Source organism: Hymenobacter sp. DG25A, assembly GCF_001280305.1.
Lineage (GTDB): Bacteria > Bacteroidota > Bacteroidia > Cytophagales > Hymenobacteraceae > Hymenobacter.
Genome location: NZ_CP012623.1, coordinates 3,762,623 through 3,777,136, shown reverse-complemented (window position 1 = coordinate 3,777,136; position 14,514 = coordinate 3,762,623). Strand labels below are relative to the sequence as shown.

Here is a 14,514-nt window from a genome sequence, read left to right as displayed (position 1 = left end):
TGGTGCCCTGCCGGTGGTAGAGGCACTGGGCGGAAAAACAACGCGCCGCGTGGCGGGCACCCTCAACGGGCACCCCGTGCGCCTGGGCTTGCTGCCCATGAAGACGGGGGAGCGGTTTCTGATGATCAACAAAGTCCTCTGCCAGGCCGCTGGTGTGCAGCTGGGCCAGTCCGTAACCCTCACGCTAAATCCCGACCCCACCCCCGACCACGTAGACCTGCCCGACGAACTAGCCGAGGCATTGGCCGCATGGCCGGAGGCGGAGGCGGAATTTCAGCAGCACCGCGGAAGTATGCGGCGGGCCATGGCCCAACACGTAGGCACCGCCAAGCTACCCGAAACCCGGGCCCGGCGGGCCGTAGAGCTGGCCGAGCGCCTGGCGGCGGGGCGGCACCCCTTCCGCAAATAGGAAGGAGGGCCTTACCGCAAGGGGCGTCGCTTCATCAGCCCCCCGCGGGCATCGCGCACTTTTTGCATCACCACAAAGGCTTCCGTGTCAATCTTGTTAATCTCATTGCTCAGCTGCGTCACCTCCAGGCGCGTTATCACGGTAAAGATGACATCGACGCTGCGCAGGTGCGCGCCATGGGTACCATAGCCCCGGTTACAGGTGTAAATGGTAGCACCGCGGTGCATTTTGTCGGTTATCATTTCCCGGATGGCTTCGCTGTGGGGCGAGATAATTGTAACCCCGGTATACTCCTCAATGCCCACTACAATAAAATCGACGGTGCGGGCAGCGGCCAGATAGGCCAGGATGGAGAACAGGGCGGTTTCAATGGAAAGCAGCCAGGCTGCAATACCGAAGATAAATATATTAATGATCAGGATGATGTCGCCCATAGTGAGCGGCAGGCGCCTGCTGATATACACGGCTAGAATTTCGGTACCGTCCAGCACGGCCCCGCCGCGTACGGCCAGGCCAATGCCCCCGCCCAGGAAAAACCCGCCGAATACTGCAATCAGCAGCTTATCGTGGGTGAGCGTGGGGAACGTTACGAATAACAGTACCAGAGCTAGTGCAAAAATAGCACCCAGGCTTTTCAGGGCGAATTCGCGGCCTATCTGAAAGTAGCCCAGCACAATAAAAGGAATGTTAATAACAACAATCAGTAAGGAAAGAGAAATACCGGTCAGCTGACTAACCAGCAGGGAAATACCGGTTACGCCGCCATCAATGAAGCCATTGGGCAGCAAAAAGCCTTTCAAACCCAAAGCTGCTGAAAACACCCCACCCAGAATGATGGCGGATTGCAGCAGCAGACGCAGCAGCCAGCGCTTGGAGAGCAGGTAAAACCGGATGGCCTTAATTGGCTTATGACGCAGCCTGGGAGCCTGCGCGGGTTCTGCCACCGGTAGTGGGGCGGGTACGGGCGGCATTTCCAGGGTCTGGGCCTGAGGCAGGGGCTGCATCTGCCCATTATCGCGCAACAACTCTAATAACGCTGGCTCAGAAACCAGGGGCGGAGGCTCTTTGGTTGTGATGGGGGCTCCGTCGAGGCTACGGGTAGCCACGGCCGGAGGGTAGGATTGAACTAGCATGACTCAGAGAGAAAACGTGCGGTAAGCATCGACAGCACATGCACCGGCCCAGGGGCCGGCCCTTACGTAAACACACCGCATAGCGCGCGCACGGTGTCAGGAACGCTACCAAGATACATTCGTCAGCAGCCGACATCAATACTCAGAGTAGGTATTCTACCGGATGAGTTTGCCGCCGCGGCGGCCGGCCCCACGGCCCGGTATGGGGCATCCTGCGTATTTTGGCGGCCAAATGACTTCTGCTGATCAGCTGCTCACTATCTGGGCCATCCGGCAGGAAACTGCGGATGTAAAAACTTTTGTGCTGGAGGTGCCGGCCGGCACGGTGCTGCCCTACCAGGCCGGGCAATATCTCACGCTGGTGCACCAGGTATACGGGCGGGAAGTGCGCCGCTCCTACTCCATCAGCTCGGCCCCGGTGCTGCACGAGCCCCTCAGCATTACGGTAAAGCGGGTTGAAAACGGGCTGATATCGCGCCGGCTCATTGACCACGCCCAGCCCGGCGACACGCTGTCCACCATAGGCGCGGCCGGCTTTTTCACGCTGCCCCCGGACATTGAGGATTTTCAGCAGCTGGTGCTGGTAGCGGCAGGCAGTGGCATCACGCCCATTTTTGCGCTGCTGAAAACGGTGCTGCACGCCCACCCGCACCTGCGCGTGCTGCTGCTGTACAGTAACCGCACCCCCGAAAGCACCATTTTTCGGGAGCCCCTGCTGGCGCTGGCCCGGCTGTTTCCGGAGCGCCTGCACCTGGAAATGCTTTATAGCAACAACCCTGACCTGGCCCGGGCGCGGCTGTACAAAGAACTGCTGGAAGAGCTGGTGCGGCGCTACACCACGGCCCCGCCCGAGGACACGCTGGCTTACCTGTGCGGCCCGCTCAACTTTATGCGCATGGCCACTTACGGCCTCCACGAAACAGGCCTGCCGCTCAGCCACATCCGGCGGGAGCAGTTTAACCCCGATGCTGCTACCGTGCCCCACTCCGTACCGCCGGATACCGACGCACACCGGGTTTTGCTGCGGTTTCGGGGGCAGGAGCACCATCTGCTGGTGCAGTACCCGCACACCATTCTGCAGGCCGCGCGCCAGCAGGGGCTGCTGCTGCCCTACAGTTGCGAGGCGGGCCAATGCGGCCAGTGCGCCGCACACTGCACGGCCGGGCAGGTATGGATGGCAGTAAATGAAGTGCTGACCGACCGGGAAACCGCCCGTGGGCTGGTGCTTACCTGCACCGGCTACCCCATTGGCAGTACCGAGGTGCGACTGGAAATGTAGCCGCGCGGCCGCTTAATTGGGCAGGCTGCGCAGCCAGTCTTTGGCGGCTTCAATGTCTTCGAAAAAGGACCTCTCAAATGGTTTATTGACGGGTTAGCCACTCATAAGCGGTGGCCACATCATCAAACGCCGCCACTACGGGCATGTTGGCCTCGTGGGGCTGGACAAGATCGAAGATTAGCCGGCTGTAGATATGGGGCGAGTATACCCAGGCTATATAGCGCAGCCCGGCCGCCGCTATTTCCGGCAGCCACACCTGCCGGCCCCACATCAGGCCTTCGGGCCAGGGCGCCGTAATCAGGGTATTATCGTTTAAAATCTTTGTGCAGCCCTCAGCCTGCAGGATTTCGGTGAGTTGACGGCAGCCGGTTTCTACCCGCTCCTGGTTTAGCTCACCTTTCCATTGCGCATATAGCCAGCCCTTCTTCGCATCATAGGTGATGGAAATAAAGGAGGCAGCGTACAGAACATTCGTCGTCATGGGGTGGGCCTTATCCCAGGCTAGTGATGAGAGGATGCCTTCATGTGGCTTCAGGCTGTATTTTGTTGGTACGTATGGTATTTCGGAAAAGCTTCAGAAGCCTCCATGGTTTTTTGCCTTGCAATCTACTTTACATGGATCTAAGAAGTAAGTCCGAACCGGGGGACTACTTCGTATGTTAGGCATGCGTATGAAGACTATGTTTTTTCTGGTGCTGACAATGCTGAGCATTGCCAGCTGTGATGCCCGGCCGGGCGCGGTAGCTACTGCGGCGGCCGAGCAGGATGGGGAACGTTTTGCCACGTTGCCCAAGCCACTGCCCGGCGAGGCGGTTGCCACTTTTGCCAGCGGCTGTTTCTGGCGGGCCGAGCACGTGTTTGAAAACCTGCGGGGCGTGCGGGCCGCTATTTCCGGGTACGCCGGCGGCACCACCGCCAACCCTACCTACCAGCAGGTGGGCCACGGCAGCACCGGCCATGCCGAGGCTGTACAGGTGTACTATGACCCCAAAATCATCAGCTATGAAACCTTAACCAAGGTATTCTTCGCGCAGCATGACCCTACCACGCTCAACCGCCAGGACCCGGATGTGGGCCCGGAATATCGTTCGGTAGCCTTCTACCGCACGCCGCAGGAAAAAGAGCAGCTTCTGGCCGAGATACAGCGCGTGAATGCCTCTAAGCGCTATGGCCGCCCCGTGGTAACGCAGGTAGTACCCTTTAAGGCCTTCTACCCCGCCGAGCAGTACCACCAGGAGTACCTGGTGAAGCACCCGGAGAACCCCTACATTCAGCACGTTTCCTTGCCCCACTACCAGCAGTTTGCCCGGGAGTTCCCGCAGCTGCTCAAGAAGTAAAACCAGCTTACAGTACACCTCAAAGCCCCATTCGGTCATCGGATGGGGCTTTTTCGTGCGTGAGGCCACGGGTGTGCGGGAAGTGAAATTAGTCACTCAACTCGTCAGTCTGTACGGCTAGGCTGATTTCGTCGAAGAGCATTTCGATGTGATACACGTCCGTATTAGGGTTTTGCACCCATTGGCTCAGGGCATGGCAGTAGGCCTGCAGCATGGCCTTTTTGCCCTTCTCCGCGAGATAATGCGCATGAAAATGGCGAAACCGGTCCGTGATTTCCGTGCGCATATGCGGGCCATCACGGCGCGGACCAGAAAGTAATAGGGTAGGTGGCATGTTCATAGAGCAAGTTGATATTGGTGTAGTATATAATTATGACCCGAGGCAATAATACGATTTTTAGTACGTCATTGATACCCGGAGGTTTATCTGCCTTCATTAGCCTTCGTAAAAGATCTTATTACTGCCCACAACCAGAATCTGCGAATGACTTAAGGGGCCGGATGCAACCTCTTTTTCTTAGTGCGTATCATAGAGGGACAGCCTACTATCTGCTATTATTAAAATTACTTGTGATGCGTAATATTTGGAGCATAGCCGGCATCCTGTCGCTGCTGCTTGTCGGCAGCTGGTGGGCACAGGTCATGGAGCCTGTTCCTACCCAACCCTGGGTATTGCAAACCATAGATGGGAAGCCGGTGCGACTACACATTTCCAGCCCGGGCTTTCAATCAGCCACCGCCTGGAAGGGTGCCTTACCGGGCCAGCTGGATAGTGAAGGTAGTTTCCGGCCTTCTCTGGAGCTGCGGGTGCGGGCGCTTACCCACGTTATTGCGGCCATGCTGCACTGCAACGATGAAGCCGTGCGGCTGGAGCTGGACTACGTGAATCTGCTACAGCAGGCGACCCGCTACCGCACCCATAATGGCTGTCTGTATCTGTTTGATGACAGCCACCCACAGCCCCGGCTGGTATTTGAAACCATGCCCGCTCCGGCCAGCTCCCTCACGGCTTCAGCGGCCTCGCCTCTGCCGCCTGCTATGTAGCCGGCAGGAAGTTTAAAAACCGATATCCAATACCAGCGGCTGTATCAGCCATTCCCCGGTTTGCGCATTGTAGATGGTGCGCACCCCGACTTCCAAAGGCGTGCGCAGCCGCAGCGGATTAAACACGAAGGAAATATCTGCCCCCACCGTGCGGTAGCTGGCCTGGCTGGTACGGGAGGTACCGTCCAGGCCCTTTATTTGCGTACGGCCCTCGGCCACATCGTAAAATGCCGCCGCCTTAATGCGCTGGATGTATAGCCAGCGGCCTAAGCTCCAGTCAGTATCGGCCAGGGGCAGACGGTATTCCAGGCTGGCGGTGGCCAGGTTGGCAAAGCTGCGGTAGTCCTGGCCCCGGGGGAAGAATACGGCCGCGCTAAACCGGTAGTCGTTCATTTTTTGCCACTGATACCCCGCCCGCAGGCGCAGCGAATGATGCTTGCCCACACCTGGGAAATAGGCGCTGCCTTGGGCCGCTACCTGGGCGGCGCGCAGGCCGGTGCTAAAGGGCGTGGTGCGCCAGGTAGTCAGCAGTGTTTGCCCCCAGCGCGGGGCCACATCCCGCTTGCTCTGGCGCAGCAGGCGGTAGTAGGAAACCGAGCTGGCCACGGCATGCAGCCCGGTATTGTCTACCTCCGTGTAGCGGCGCACTGGCAGCTGGTAGCCGCTCACCTGCTGTCCTACATAGTAGGAGCCCACCGTCAAGCCCTGTAAAAACCGTGAGCGGGTGAGCTGTAGCGGCAAACGCCCCCCTACCGTGAAGCTGGTATAATTCCAACGGTCCATACGCAGGCTATCGAGAGGCCCCTCCGCATCAATGTACAGGGATTCCCGGCGCTGGCCGCGCTCTACGGTGGCATCCAGTACCGGAAACAGGCCCTGGTAGCTTAGGGTGGCAAACGCATTACCGGTGCGCTCCGTCTGGTTGAAGCCCAGGCCGGCTACAGCCTGCAGAGTATTCAACATATCCTGGGACCGAACGCCCACGCTCAGCCCACTGCCGGCCGGCGACTGCACCAGGCCCCAGCCATAAATATTGAAAGCATGCGCCAGCGGGCGGTACGGGCGGCTGCCGGCTATGGTCTTCTCACCAGCCCCTACTGAATCGAGCGGGAGGATGGCGCCTACTGTGCGGGCGCCGGCGTCCGTCTGCGTCAGGGGCTCGGCGTAGGCGGCGGGGTCGTGCGCGGCGGTGGCTACGGGCTGCCACTGGGTGGTATCCAGCGGCATTTCCCGGATGCGGCTGCCGGTGGCTTCAAACTCATGAAAAGCCAGGTGGCGGCCATCGGGCGCAACGGCGGCATGGTAGGCGCCCAGCGGCCGGGAAGTAACCTGAAAGGTGCGCCCGGTGGCCAAGTGCACCGCATAGATATTGTCGATGCCGGACTGCGGCGAGTTATACAGCACATAGCCCTGCCAGGGCTGCGGGTGGCTCACATTGAGGCCGGCTACCGGCAACAGTTCCCGGCGCTGGCCGGTTTCCGTGTTCAGCAGCTCCAGGGTTTTGCCGTGGGGCTTCAGCGCCACGGCCACGGCCGTGCGGCCATCAGCCAGCCAGCGCGGCTGCTGATAGAAGTTGCGCTCCGGGTTATCCAGGGTCCGTAGAATCTGACCGGTGTTGGCATCCAGCACCAGCAGCTGCGTCTGGTAAGCGGTATTGGTAGTAACAGCCAGCAGGCGCGTGCCATCCGGGGAAAGGGCCGCGGCGGTGTAGCGGGTGCCGGGTGCCAGGCGGGTGAGTTTGCCGGTGGCCACGTCCAGAATGCGCAGCTCAGAAAACACCTGTTGGCCCCAGCGCACGTGGTACCGAAACTCGGGCCAGCATACTTTCCCGCCGCCCACGGAAAGCATTTCCGGGTTATTCAGCAGGCCGGGCACGTGCACCCTGCGCTCCGTGCCCCGCCGGCTGAGCAGCACCAGCTGGGAAATATCGCCCAAGCCGCTTTTCAGGGCCAGCAGGGTGCTGTCGGTGAGGTATTGGGGGTATTGATATTGAGTGAATACTTTGCGCTCCGGTTGCACAGAAAGGTCGGTGGCGGGGGTGGGGCGCAGGTCCTGCTGCTGGCGGCGCCAGGTGGAGTCCAGCTCGGCCATGGTGCGGGCATATAGGTCTTCCGTACGCAGGCCGGTGGTGCGCCGCAGGCTGTTGGAAAACGAAAACGGATACGCCGGAAACTGGTAGTACCGGTTGAGCACGTTGCTCCACACATCGGGGCCGTAGCGGCGCTTGGCGTAGGTGGTCAGGAAATAGCCCAGCACGTAGTGATTGGGCACATTGTCGCGGAAGGAGCCGGCCACGGCTTTGGGGTAGGAGTAGCGCCGCCCGGCCAGCAGGTTGGCGCGCAGCTCTACATCGAAATTAGGAATACGGCCCCGGCCACTGCGCGTGAGAATGGTTTCCGTGCCTACGGCGTCGCCTTCAGCAAACCAATCGGGCACGCCCAAGGTGGTAGCGCCCAGGCCGCCGTAGCCAAACAGCCGGTAGGCTACTTCGGAAAGGCCCTGGTGTGGCTTCTCAAACTGCACCACGTGCCGAAACTCGTGCACCGCCAGCTGGTCCAGCCAATCAAGCGTGCCGGACAGAAAGGGGTCCTGAGCGGGCGTGGTAAAAAACTCGGAGTGCCGGGGCAGGATGGTGACAAAACCGTTGCTGACGGTGGTTTGCGTTTGCAGCACCAGCGTAAGCGGGCGGGGCCGCACGCCCAGGGAGCTGCTCACCGGCTCATACACCTGCTCCAGCCGCCGGAGGGTGCGCTGGGTGGGCTGCTCGCTGCCGGCGGGGTAGAGCAGCCGGAAATGCGGGCTGCGCAGCTCCTGCCAGCGTAGGGAAGGCGGGTTTTGGTCGAGAACCGGAAACTGCTGCGCTACCACCCGGGACGGCAGCGCCGTGCACAACCCCAACACCACACCCCAGAACAACAAACGCATAGAACCAGAAGAAGAATAAAGAGGTAAAGCCGGGTTACATCTGCCGCAGCCACGCACTGGCCGTTCCAATATCATCAAAAGTAGCGACGATGGGGCTGGTGGTATAGCCCAGCATCAGGTCCGTAGACAAGCGGCTGTAGTGGTTGGGCGAATATACCCAGGCAAAATATTTCAGGCCTCCTTCGGCCATGGCCGGAAACCAAACCTTGCCGCCCCACTCCGCCGCATCCGACCACATGCTGGTTACGCGGGAGTTGTCGTTCAGCACTTTCTGGCAGCGCTCCGCTTTCAGAAACTCCAGGAGCTGCTCGCAGCCTTCCTGCACCGACTGCAGATCCTGGTCCCCTATCCAGTCGGCATACAGCCACTCATTTTCGTAGTCGTAGGAAATGAGCAGATGGGGCTGGGAGAGCAGTTCTTGAGTGGCCATAAGGGATGAGGATGCCCGGGTTAAACGGGCCGCGCAGCAAAAGGGTATGGGGCCTGGGTTGCCCAAAAACAGCAGCCCGATAGCATTTGTTGGTTCCCGGGCGCCGCACCTGTCTTATTGGGTCTTCGCCCTGTATATTTGGCGCCTCCCTCCTTCCCCTATTTTATGGCTACTCCTGCTTTTGTGTCGAAGCTTCCCGATGTGGGCACCAGCATTTTCTCTGTGATGTCGCAGCTGGCCGCCGAGCATGGCGCCATTAATCTGGCCCAGGGGTTTCCGGATTTTGACCCACCCACAAACCTGACCGAGGCGCTGGCCCATTACGCCGGCCTGCCTGGCCATCAGCAGTACGCGCCCATGCCCGGCCTGCCCCGGCTGCGGGAGCTCATCAGCCAAAAAACGGCGCAGATATATGGCGTAACGCCCCCCGACCCCAACACTGAAATTACCGTGACCAGCGGCGCCACCGAGGCCCTGTACGCCGTGCTGGCGGCCGTGGTGCACCCCGGCGACGAAGTGCTGGTGCTGGAACCGGCCTACGACCTCTATGGCCCCGCCATCCGGCTACAGGGTGGCCGGCCCGTGTACGTGCCCCTGCGCCAGCCCGACTTCCGGCCCGACTGGGACCTGGTAGCCGCGGCCCTCACGCCGCGCACTCGCCTCATCATGCTGAACACGCCGCACAACCCCACCGGCGCCGTAATGGATGCTGCCGACTGGGACCAGCTGGCCGCCCTGTTGGCCGGCACCGACACGCTGGTGCTGAGCGACGAAGTTTATGAGCACATGGTGTTTGACGGGCAGCCGCACCGCAGCGCCCTGCAGCACCCGGCCCTGGCCGAGCGCAGCTTTGTGTTATCTTCCTTCGGCAAAACCTACCATGCCACGGGTTGGAAAGTGGGCTACTGCATTGCCCCGCCCCAGCTCACGGCCGAGGTGCGGCGTGTGCATCAGTTTCTGACCTTCAGCGTGAGCACGCCCACCCAGCATGCCATTGCCGAGGTGCTGGCCGATGCTACCCACTACCACGCCCTGCCGGCGTTCTACCAGCACAAGCGTGACCTGTTTGCCAGTCTGCTGCAGGATTCCCGCTTTGAGCTGCTGCCCACGGCCGGCTCCTACTTCCAGCTGGCCCGCTACCACCGCATTTCTTCCGAGGATGATGTTTCCTTTGCCCGCCGCCTCACCACCGAAGCCGGCGTGGCCGTAGTGCCCATTTCGGCCTTCTATCATAATGCCCTGGATGAAGGTCTGATCCGGTTCTGCTTTGCCAAGCGGGATGAAACCCTGCATGCCGCCGCCGAGCGGCTGCGGCAGCTATAGCCTGCCCCAACGCCATTTACAGGAATAATCCGCAAAAGACCCGGCCGTAGAATTATTCCGGCAGCCGATATAGTTCTTAGTTCGTACTATTCCTCAGTTTCCCACCTCCGTCTCTGCTTACGTGTCTGACCTCACTGTTTCCTGCGTACAACCGGCTTTGCAATGGCATAACCCTGAGGGGAATAGAGCAGAGCTGAGCCGTCTGATCAACGAAATTCCTATCCCTACCGACCTCATTGTGCTGCCGGAAATGTTCAGCACGGGTTTCAGCATGGAGGCGGCGGCCTATGCCGAAACGCTGGACGGCCCCACCGTAGCCTGGATGCAGCATATGGCGGCCGAGCGGCAGGCCGTAGTGACCGGCAGCCTGATGCTGCGGGAAGGAGACTACTTCTACAACCGGCTACTCTGGGTGCGCCCCGATGGCACCATGAGCCACTACAATAAGCGCCATTTGTTTAGCCTGGCGCAGGAGCAAAGCGTGTTTGTGGCCGGCACGGAGCCATTGCTGGAGGAGCTGAAAGGCTGGCGCATCCGGCCGCTGATCTGTTATGACCTGCGCTTCCCGGTCTGGAGCCGCAATACTCCCGAGCAACCCTATGATTTGCTGCTGTACGTAGCCAACTGGCCGGCCGTGCGCCGCACCGCCTGGAGCACCCTGCTGCGCGCCCGCGCCATCGAAAACCTGGCCTATACCATTGGGGTGAACTGCGTGGGCATCGACCACCACGGCCAGACCTACAATGGTGACTCGGCCCTGCTGGATATGAAAGGGGAATACCTGGTGGAAGTAGGTAATCAGGAAACCTGCATTACCCGCACCCTGCGCCGCGCCGAGCTGGAAGCCTTCCGCCAGCGCTTCCCGGCCCTGCACGACGCCGACGCTTTCAGCCTGCTGCCAACGCCCGCCGCTGTTTAGCGCACCAGCAGGCGGCGCACAGCCTGGCGCCCGTCGGCCAGCGTTGCCCGCACCACATATACGCCGGCGGCCAGCCCAGAAATTTGCAAAGGTTGGCCGCTAGTGCTGCGGACGGTGCGCACCGTGCGCCCCGTTACATCCAGCACCATGATCTGCCCTTGCCCGGGCAATATAATCTGCACGGCACCCACGGCCGGGTTAGGGAAGACTTGTAGCCATTGCGGCTCCTGAACAGGGCGCGTGGCCGTGCCGGTGGCCGGCCGCTGCCGGATTCGGAAGCTCTGCACCCCGCCATTTTCCTGGCCCACCAATAGCTCCGGCACGGCATCCCCGTTCACATCGGCGGCCGCCAGTGCCAGGCGCAGCTGCGACGCCGTACCAAAACGACTGACGGCAAACTGCTTGCTCAGGGGCTGATAGAATAGGTCGGTTTTAGGCGTGAAGGCGCCGGAAAGGCTGCGCACGTTACTGAAGAACTGTACTACGCCGGTATTATCCACGGTCAATAAGTCGGGCGCCGCATCCCCATCCAGGTCAAGCACCAGCGGAAACAGGTTAATGGGGCGGGTGCTGGCGGCCGTTCGGATCTGGCCAAAATCCTCGTTTTGCAAGGTAAACTGCAGCACACCCGTACTGCCCGGCTGCTGCCGGTAGTAGCGTAGCGAGCCTCCGGATGCGCTGGCCGCATTGGTACCGATGAGCAAATCTAGGTAGCCATCGGCATCTATATCAATGAAGGTTGGGGCCAAGCCCGGCAGGTTGGCCAAGCCGCCCGCCTGCTGCAGGTTGCTGGCCGCCAACGCCAGGGGTTGACCGGCCGCCGCAGTATTCAGAATATAGTACAGGCTGGTGCTGCCCCCAGCAGTGGTAGCGGCAAAAGCCAGATCCAGCGCCCCGTCCTGATTCAGATCAGCAAAAACAGGTTTTAGGTTGGTGAATTGCTGGCCGGACAGGTTCAGGTAATCAGTGGCAGCGCGCCGGAATAAGGGGTTGGTGGCGGTGCCCTGGTTGTGGTAGTAGGCCAGGGAGGCGCGGTAGCGTCCGTCTACTTCGTCGCCACCGTTGCCGATGAGCAGGTCCGGCAGGCCGTCGGCGTCCATATCCGTAAGAGCAGGAGCCGCGGCTTCGCTTACTTCCAGCATTTGCTGCTGCAGAAAATCGGGCTGGCGGAAGGTGAAAGCCGGAGCGCCAGTGGCCGCGGTGTTCTCATACAGCCACACCGATTGCCGCAGGCTTTCCTGGTGCGCGTTGCTAAACAGAGCGGGGGAAACCAACAGATCAGGGCGACCATCAAAGGTTACATCAGCTGAAAATGCCGCCGGAAAAATCAACTCATTGGCGGGGGTATTACCGGCGGGGAATGCTTTGTTCAGGCCGGCGGCCGTCATGCGGGCGGCGCTGGGAGTGCCTGCATTGGTTAGGCTGGCCAGTTCGTGGCACTCATCGTGCCCGGTAATAAGGTCCTGGTCGCCATCATCATCCAGATCCAGCATGAGTAAGGTATAGCCGCTGGTGTGCAGCGGGCGGGCAGGCGGACAACTAACCCCGGAACCAAAAACAAATCCGGCACAGTTGTTCGCGCAGGCTCTGATTGCGCCCCAAAAACTGGTTTCAATTTTAAAATCCAGTCCGCCACAAGCCGGGCTCACGTTGCGATACCAGGTGAAATAGTTGCTGGTGGCAAAGTCCAGCAGCAGCAGGTCTAATTTCCCGTCGCCGTCCACATCTTCAATGGCCGGCAAATCATAGGAGCTGGCGAATATATTTCCGTTGTTGATGCTGGTATTATAGTAGCGGAGCTGGTTGCTGACCAACTGAAATTTGAGCTGACCATTGGCATCCAGCTCATTATGATACACCCGGACGTCGCCGCCACCGCCGTGCGCAAACAAATCGGGGCGGTTGTCGCAGTCGTAGTCGCGCAACAGCGCCCAGCTGTTGATATCCTGGGGGAAGATGGCTTCAAACTCCGGGGCATATTGCCACTGGCGCTGGCTGCCGTGCACGGCCACGTTTAGGTAGGTGAATACGCGGCGGCTGATCCGGTCAAAGATGAACAGGTCGTTTTGCCCATCCTGGTTGAAATCGATATTGGAAAACTGCGGGCTGTTGAGGCCGCCCGCCCAGGCCAGGTGCATGGTATCGGTGCCGTGCACTACTTTTGCCACCGGCTGGTACTCAAATCCCAGCGGCCCCGGCTGCTGCGCCCAGGCTGTTGTTAGTAATAACCAGCAGAGGCCGCCGGTTGTCAGGATCCATCGTAGCATTAGTCTGCGGTTTTTATGTCTTTATTTGTTTCTCCCGACTCAAGTTTTTTTTCTGCCGCATGAGTGAGCCCACTGCTCTTTATTCCCGCTTTCTCGAATGTCAGTCGGTCAGTACCGACACGCGGCACGAGCAAGATAACACGCTGTTTTTTGCCCTGAACGGCCCCAGCTTCCGGGGTCGGGATTTTGCCCCGCAGGCGCTGGCCAAAGGCGCCCGCTACGCCGTGGTAGACGACGAAGCTCTGGCCGCCTCCGACCCGCGCTATACCTACGCTCCCGACCCGCTTCTGGCTTTGCAGGAGCTGGCCCGGCACCACCGGCGGCAGCTTTCTATTCCGGTACTGGCCGTAACGGGTTCCAACGGCAAAACCACCACCAAGGAGCTGCTGAACGCGGTGCTGAGCCGGCGCTACCGGGTGCAGTACACCCGCGGCAACCTCAACAACCACATTGGGGTGCCACTTACCCTGCTCAGCATTGAGGCCAATACGCACGAGTTTGCCATTGTGGAAATGGGGGCCAACCATCAGGGCGAAATTGACCTGCTCTGCCAGCTGGCGGAACCCACCCACGGGCTCATTACTAACATCGGCAAAGCCCACTTAGAAGGTTTTGGCGGCGTGGAAGGCGTGGCCAAAGGCAAGAGCGAGATGTGGCGCTACCTGGCAGCCCACGCCGGTACGGCCTTCGTTAACACCGCCGATGCGCAGGTAGCAAACCTGGCGCAAGTAGTGCCCACCCGCATCACCTATCCCAACCCGGCCGACACGTATCCGGCCGAGTTGCTGAGCGCCACCCCCAACGTGGTGCTGCGCCTGTATGAGGGCACCGTGGTAGAAGCACAGATTAATGGCGGGTATAATTTCCTAAACCTGGCCGCCGCCGCCGCCGTGGGCGCGCACTTTGGGGTGCCCACGGCGGATATTGCGCAGGCCCTGGCCAGCTACGCACCCACCAATAACCGCTCCCAGCTGGTACGCACCCAGTACAATGAAGTGTTGTTGGATGCCTACAATGCCAACCCCAGCAGCATGGCCGCCGCACTGGCCAGCTTTGCCACCCGCCCCACTCTGGCCGGTCAGCAGCGAGTAGTGATTTTGGGGGACATGTTCGAGTTGGGCACTGAAAGCCAGCGGGAGCACACCGTATTGGGGCACCTGCTAACCGATTTGACCTTCGATACGGTTCTGCTAATTGGTGAGGAAATGCGCCTGGCTGCCGCAACCCACATGACTGCGCACTACTTCTCAACCAAACCTGAGGCCGCCGCCTGGCTGCAGGCCCAGCCGCTGCGCAATCAGCTCATCCTTATTAAAGGCTCCCGCGGCATGGGCCTGGAGACGTTGGTGGAGTTGCTGTAAGGGCTGTTTATAAAGAAACAAACCTATCGATCATCAATACCGCATCTGTCATCCTGAGCTGTCCGAAGGACCTTCTCAATTCAGAAC

General features: G+C 60.2%; 13 protein-coding genes. 7 read left to right on the top strand and 6 right to left on the bottom strand.

All coding sequences use genetic code 11. The annotated features are described in order from the left end of the window. Positions 1-13: 13 nt before the first annotated feature. Positions 14-409, top strand: coding sequence for a YdeI/OmpD-associated family protein (locus AM218_RS16215; protein ID WP_054415140.1), 396 nt, complete (start codon positions 14-16; stop codon positions 407-409). Positions 410-420: 11 nt separating this feature from the next. Here the strand turns inward: AM218_RS16215 and AM218_RS16210 are convergent, their stop codons facing one another. Next, on the bottom strand, positions 421-1,542 hold the full coding sequence (locus AM218_RS16210; protein ID WP_231717514.1) for a YitT family protein: 1,122 nt from the start codon (positions 1,540-1,542) through the stop codon (positions 421-423). A 232-nt stretch (positions 1,543-1,774) separates the two neighbouring features. Here AM218_RS16210 and AM218_RS16205 point away from each other — a divergent pair, with 232 nt between their 5' ends. Beyond that, on the top strand, positions 1,775-2,821 hold the full coding sequence (locus AM218_RS16205; RefSeq protein ID WP_054415138.1) for a ferredoxin--NADP reductase: 1,047 nt from the start codon (positions 1,775-1,777) through the stop codon (positions 2,819-2,821). Positions 2,822-2,903: 82 nt separating this feature from the next. Here the strand turns inward: AM218_RS16205 and AM218_RS16200 are convergent, their stop codons facing one another. Next, the gene (locus AM218_RS16200) at positions 2,904-3,302 is read right to left on the bottom strand and encodes a hypothetical protein (RefSeq protein ID WP_054415137.1); all 399 of its coding nucleotides are present in this window, start codon (positions 3,300-3,302) and stop codon (positions 2,904-2,906) included. Positions 3,303-3,492: 190 nt separating this feature from the next. Here AM218_RS16200 and msrA point away from each other — a divergent pair, with 190 nt between their 5' ends. Further along, entirely contained in the window at positions 3,493-4,158 is a 666-nt protein-coding gene (gene msrA / locus AM218_RS16195; protein WP_410471219.1) for a peptide-methionine (S)-S-oxide reductase MsrA, read from the top strand. An 88-nt stretch (positions 4,159-4,246) separates the two neighbouring features. Here msrA and AM218_RS16190 read toward each other — a convergent pair whose 3' ends face one another. Continuing rightward, complete coding sequence (locus AM218_RS16190; protein ID WP_157547701.1) at positions 4,247-4,492, bottom strand: hypothetical protein; 246 nt, start codon at positions 4,490-4,492, stop codon at positions 4,247-4,249. A 236-nt stretch (positions 4,493-4,728) separates the two neighbouring features. Between AM218_RS16190 and AM218_RS16185 the strand changes: the two genes are divergently transcribed. Next, positions 4,729-5,202, top strand: coding sequence for an META domain-containing protein (locus AM218_RS16185; protein ID WP_157547700.1), 474 nt, complete (start codon positions 4,729-4,731; stop codon positions 5,200-5,202). Between the two features lie 12 nt (positions 5,203-5,214). On the opposite strand, the gene AM218_RS16180 is transcribed toward AM218_RS16185, so the two are convergent. Both AM218_RS16180 and AM218_RS16175 read right to left on the bottom strand, forming a co-directional pair. Further along, positions 5,215-8,127 carry a hypothetical protein gene (locus AM218_RS16180; protein ID WP_231717513.1) on the bottom strand — a complete coding sequence of 971 codons (2,913 nt, stop codon included), beginning with the start codon at positions 8,125-8,127 and terminating at the stop codon, positions 5,215-5,217. A gap of 34 nt (positions 8,128-8,161) precedes the next feature. Continuing rightward, a complete protein-coding gene (locus tag AM218_RS16175; RefSeq protein ID WP_054415131.1) occupies positions 8,162-8,557 on the bottom strand; it encodes a hypothetical protein in 396 nt (131 codons plus the stop codon). Positions 8,558-8,722: 165 nt separating this feature from the next. Here AM218_RS16175 and AM218_RS16170 point away from each other — a divergent pair, with 165 nt between their 5' ends. Both AM218_RS16170 and AM218_RS16165 read left to right on the top strand, forming a co-directional pair. After that, the gene (locus tag AM218_RS16170) at positions 8,723-9,880 is read left to right on the top strand and encodes a methionine aminotransferase (protein WP_054415918.1); all 1,158 of its coding nucleotides are present in this window, start codon (positions 8,723-8,725) and stop codon (positions 9,878-9,880) included. Positions 9,881-10,001: 121 nt separating this feature from the next. Next, positions 10,002-10,799: an amidohydrolase gene (locus AM218_RS16165; RefSeq protein WP_054415129.1), complete on the top strand. Its 798-nt coding sequence runs from the start codon at positions 10,002-10,004 to the stop codon at positions 10,797-10,799. On the opposite strand, the gene AM218_RS16160 is transcribed toward AM218_RS16165, so the two are convergent. Continuing rightward, positions 10,796-13,066, bottom strand: a complete 2,271-nt coding sequence (locus AM218_RS16160; protein WP_082318285.1) for a T9SS type A sorting domain-containing protein — start codon at positions 13,064-13,066, stop codon at positions 10,796-10,798. The genes AM218_RS16165 and AM218_RS16160 overlap by 4 nt on opposite strands. Positions 13,067-13,125: 59 nt before the next feature. Here AM218_RS16160 and AM218_RS16155 point away from each other — a divergent pair, with 59 nt between their 5' ends. Beyond that, the gene (locus AM218_RS16155; RefSeq protein ID WP_054415124.1) at positions 13,126-14,427 is read left to right on the top strand and encodes a UDP-N-acetylmuramoyl-tripeptide--D-alanyl-D-alanine ligase; all 1,302 of its coding nucleotides are present in this window, start codon (positions 13,126-13,128) and stop codon (positions 14,425-14,427) included. The last annotated feature ends 87 nt before the right edge of the window (positions 14,428-14,514 follow it).

Excerpts from the sequence above, each read along its gene's own strand:
- AM218_RS16200 (WP_054415137.1), bottom strand. The coding sequence starts at position 3,302 with ATGACGACGAATGTTCTGTACGCTGCCTCCTTTATTTCCATCACCTAT.
- AM218_RS16205 (WP_054415138.1), top strand. The coding sequence starts at position 1,775 with ATGACTTCTGCTGATCAGCTGCTCACTATCTGGGCCATCCGGCAGGAA.
- AM218_RS16180 (WP_231717513.1), bottom strand. The coding sequence starts at position 8,127 with ATGCGTTTGTTGTTCTGGGGTGTGGTGTTGGGGTTGTGCACGGCGCTG.
- AM218_RS16175 (WP_054415131.1), bottom strand. The coding sequence starts at position 8,557 with ATGGCCACTCAAGAACTGCTCTCCCAGCCCCATCTGCTCATTTCCTAC.
- AM218_RS16210 (WP_231717514.1), bottom strand. The coding sequence starts at position 1,542 with ATGCTAGTTCAATCCTACCCTCCGGCCGTGGCTACCCGTAGCCTCGAC.
- AM218_RS16170 (WP_054415918.1), top strand. The coding sequence starts at position 8,723 with ATGGCTACTCCTGCTTTTGTGTCGAAGCTTCCCGATGTGGGCACCAGC.
- AM218_RS16190 (WP_157547701.1), bottom strand. The coding sequence starts at position 4,492 with ATGCCACCTACCCTATTACTTTCTGGTCCGCGCCGTGATGGCCCGCAT.
- AM218_RS16155 (WP_054415124.1), top strand. The coding sequence starts at position 13,126 with ATGAGTGAGCCCACTGCTCTTTATTCCCGCTTTCTCGAATGTCAGTCG.
- AM218_RS16160 (WP_082318285.1), bottom strand. The coding sequence starts at position 13,066 with ATGCTACGATGGATCCTGACAACCGGCGGCCTCTGCTGGTTATTACTA.
- msrA (WP_410471219.1), top strand. The coding sequence starts at position 3,493 with ATGAAGACTATGTTTTTTCTGGTGCTGACAATGCTGAGCATTGCCAGC.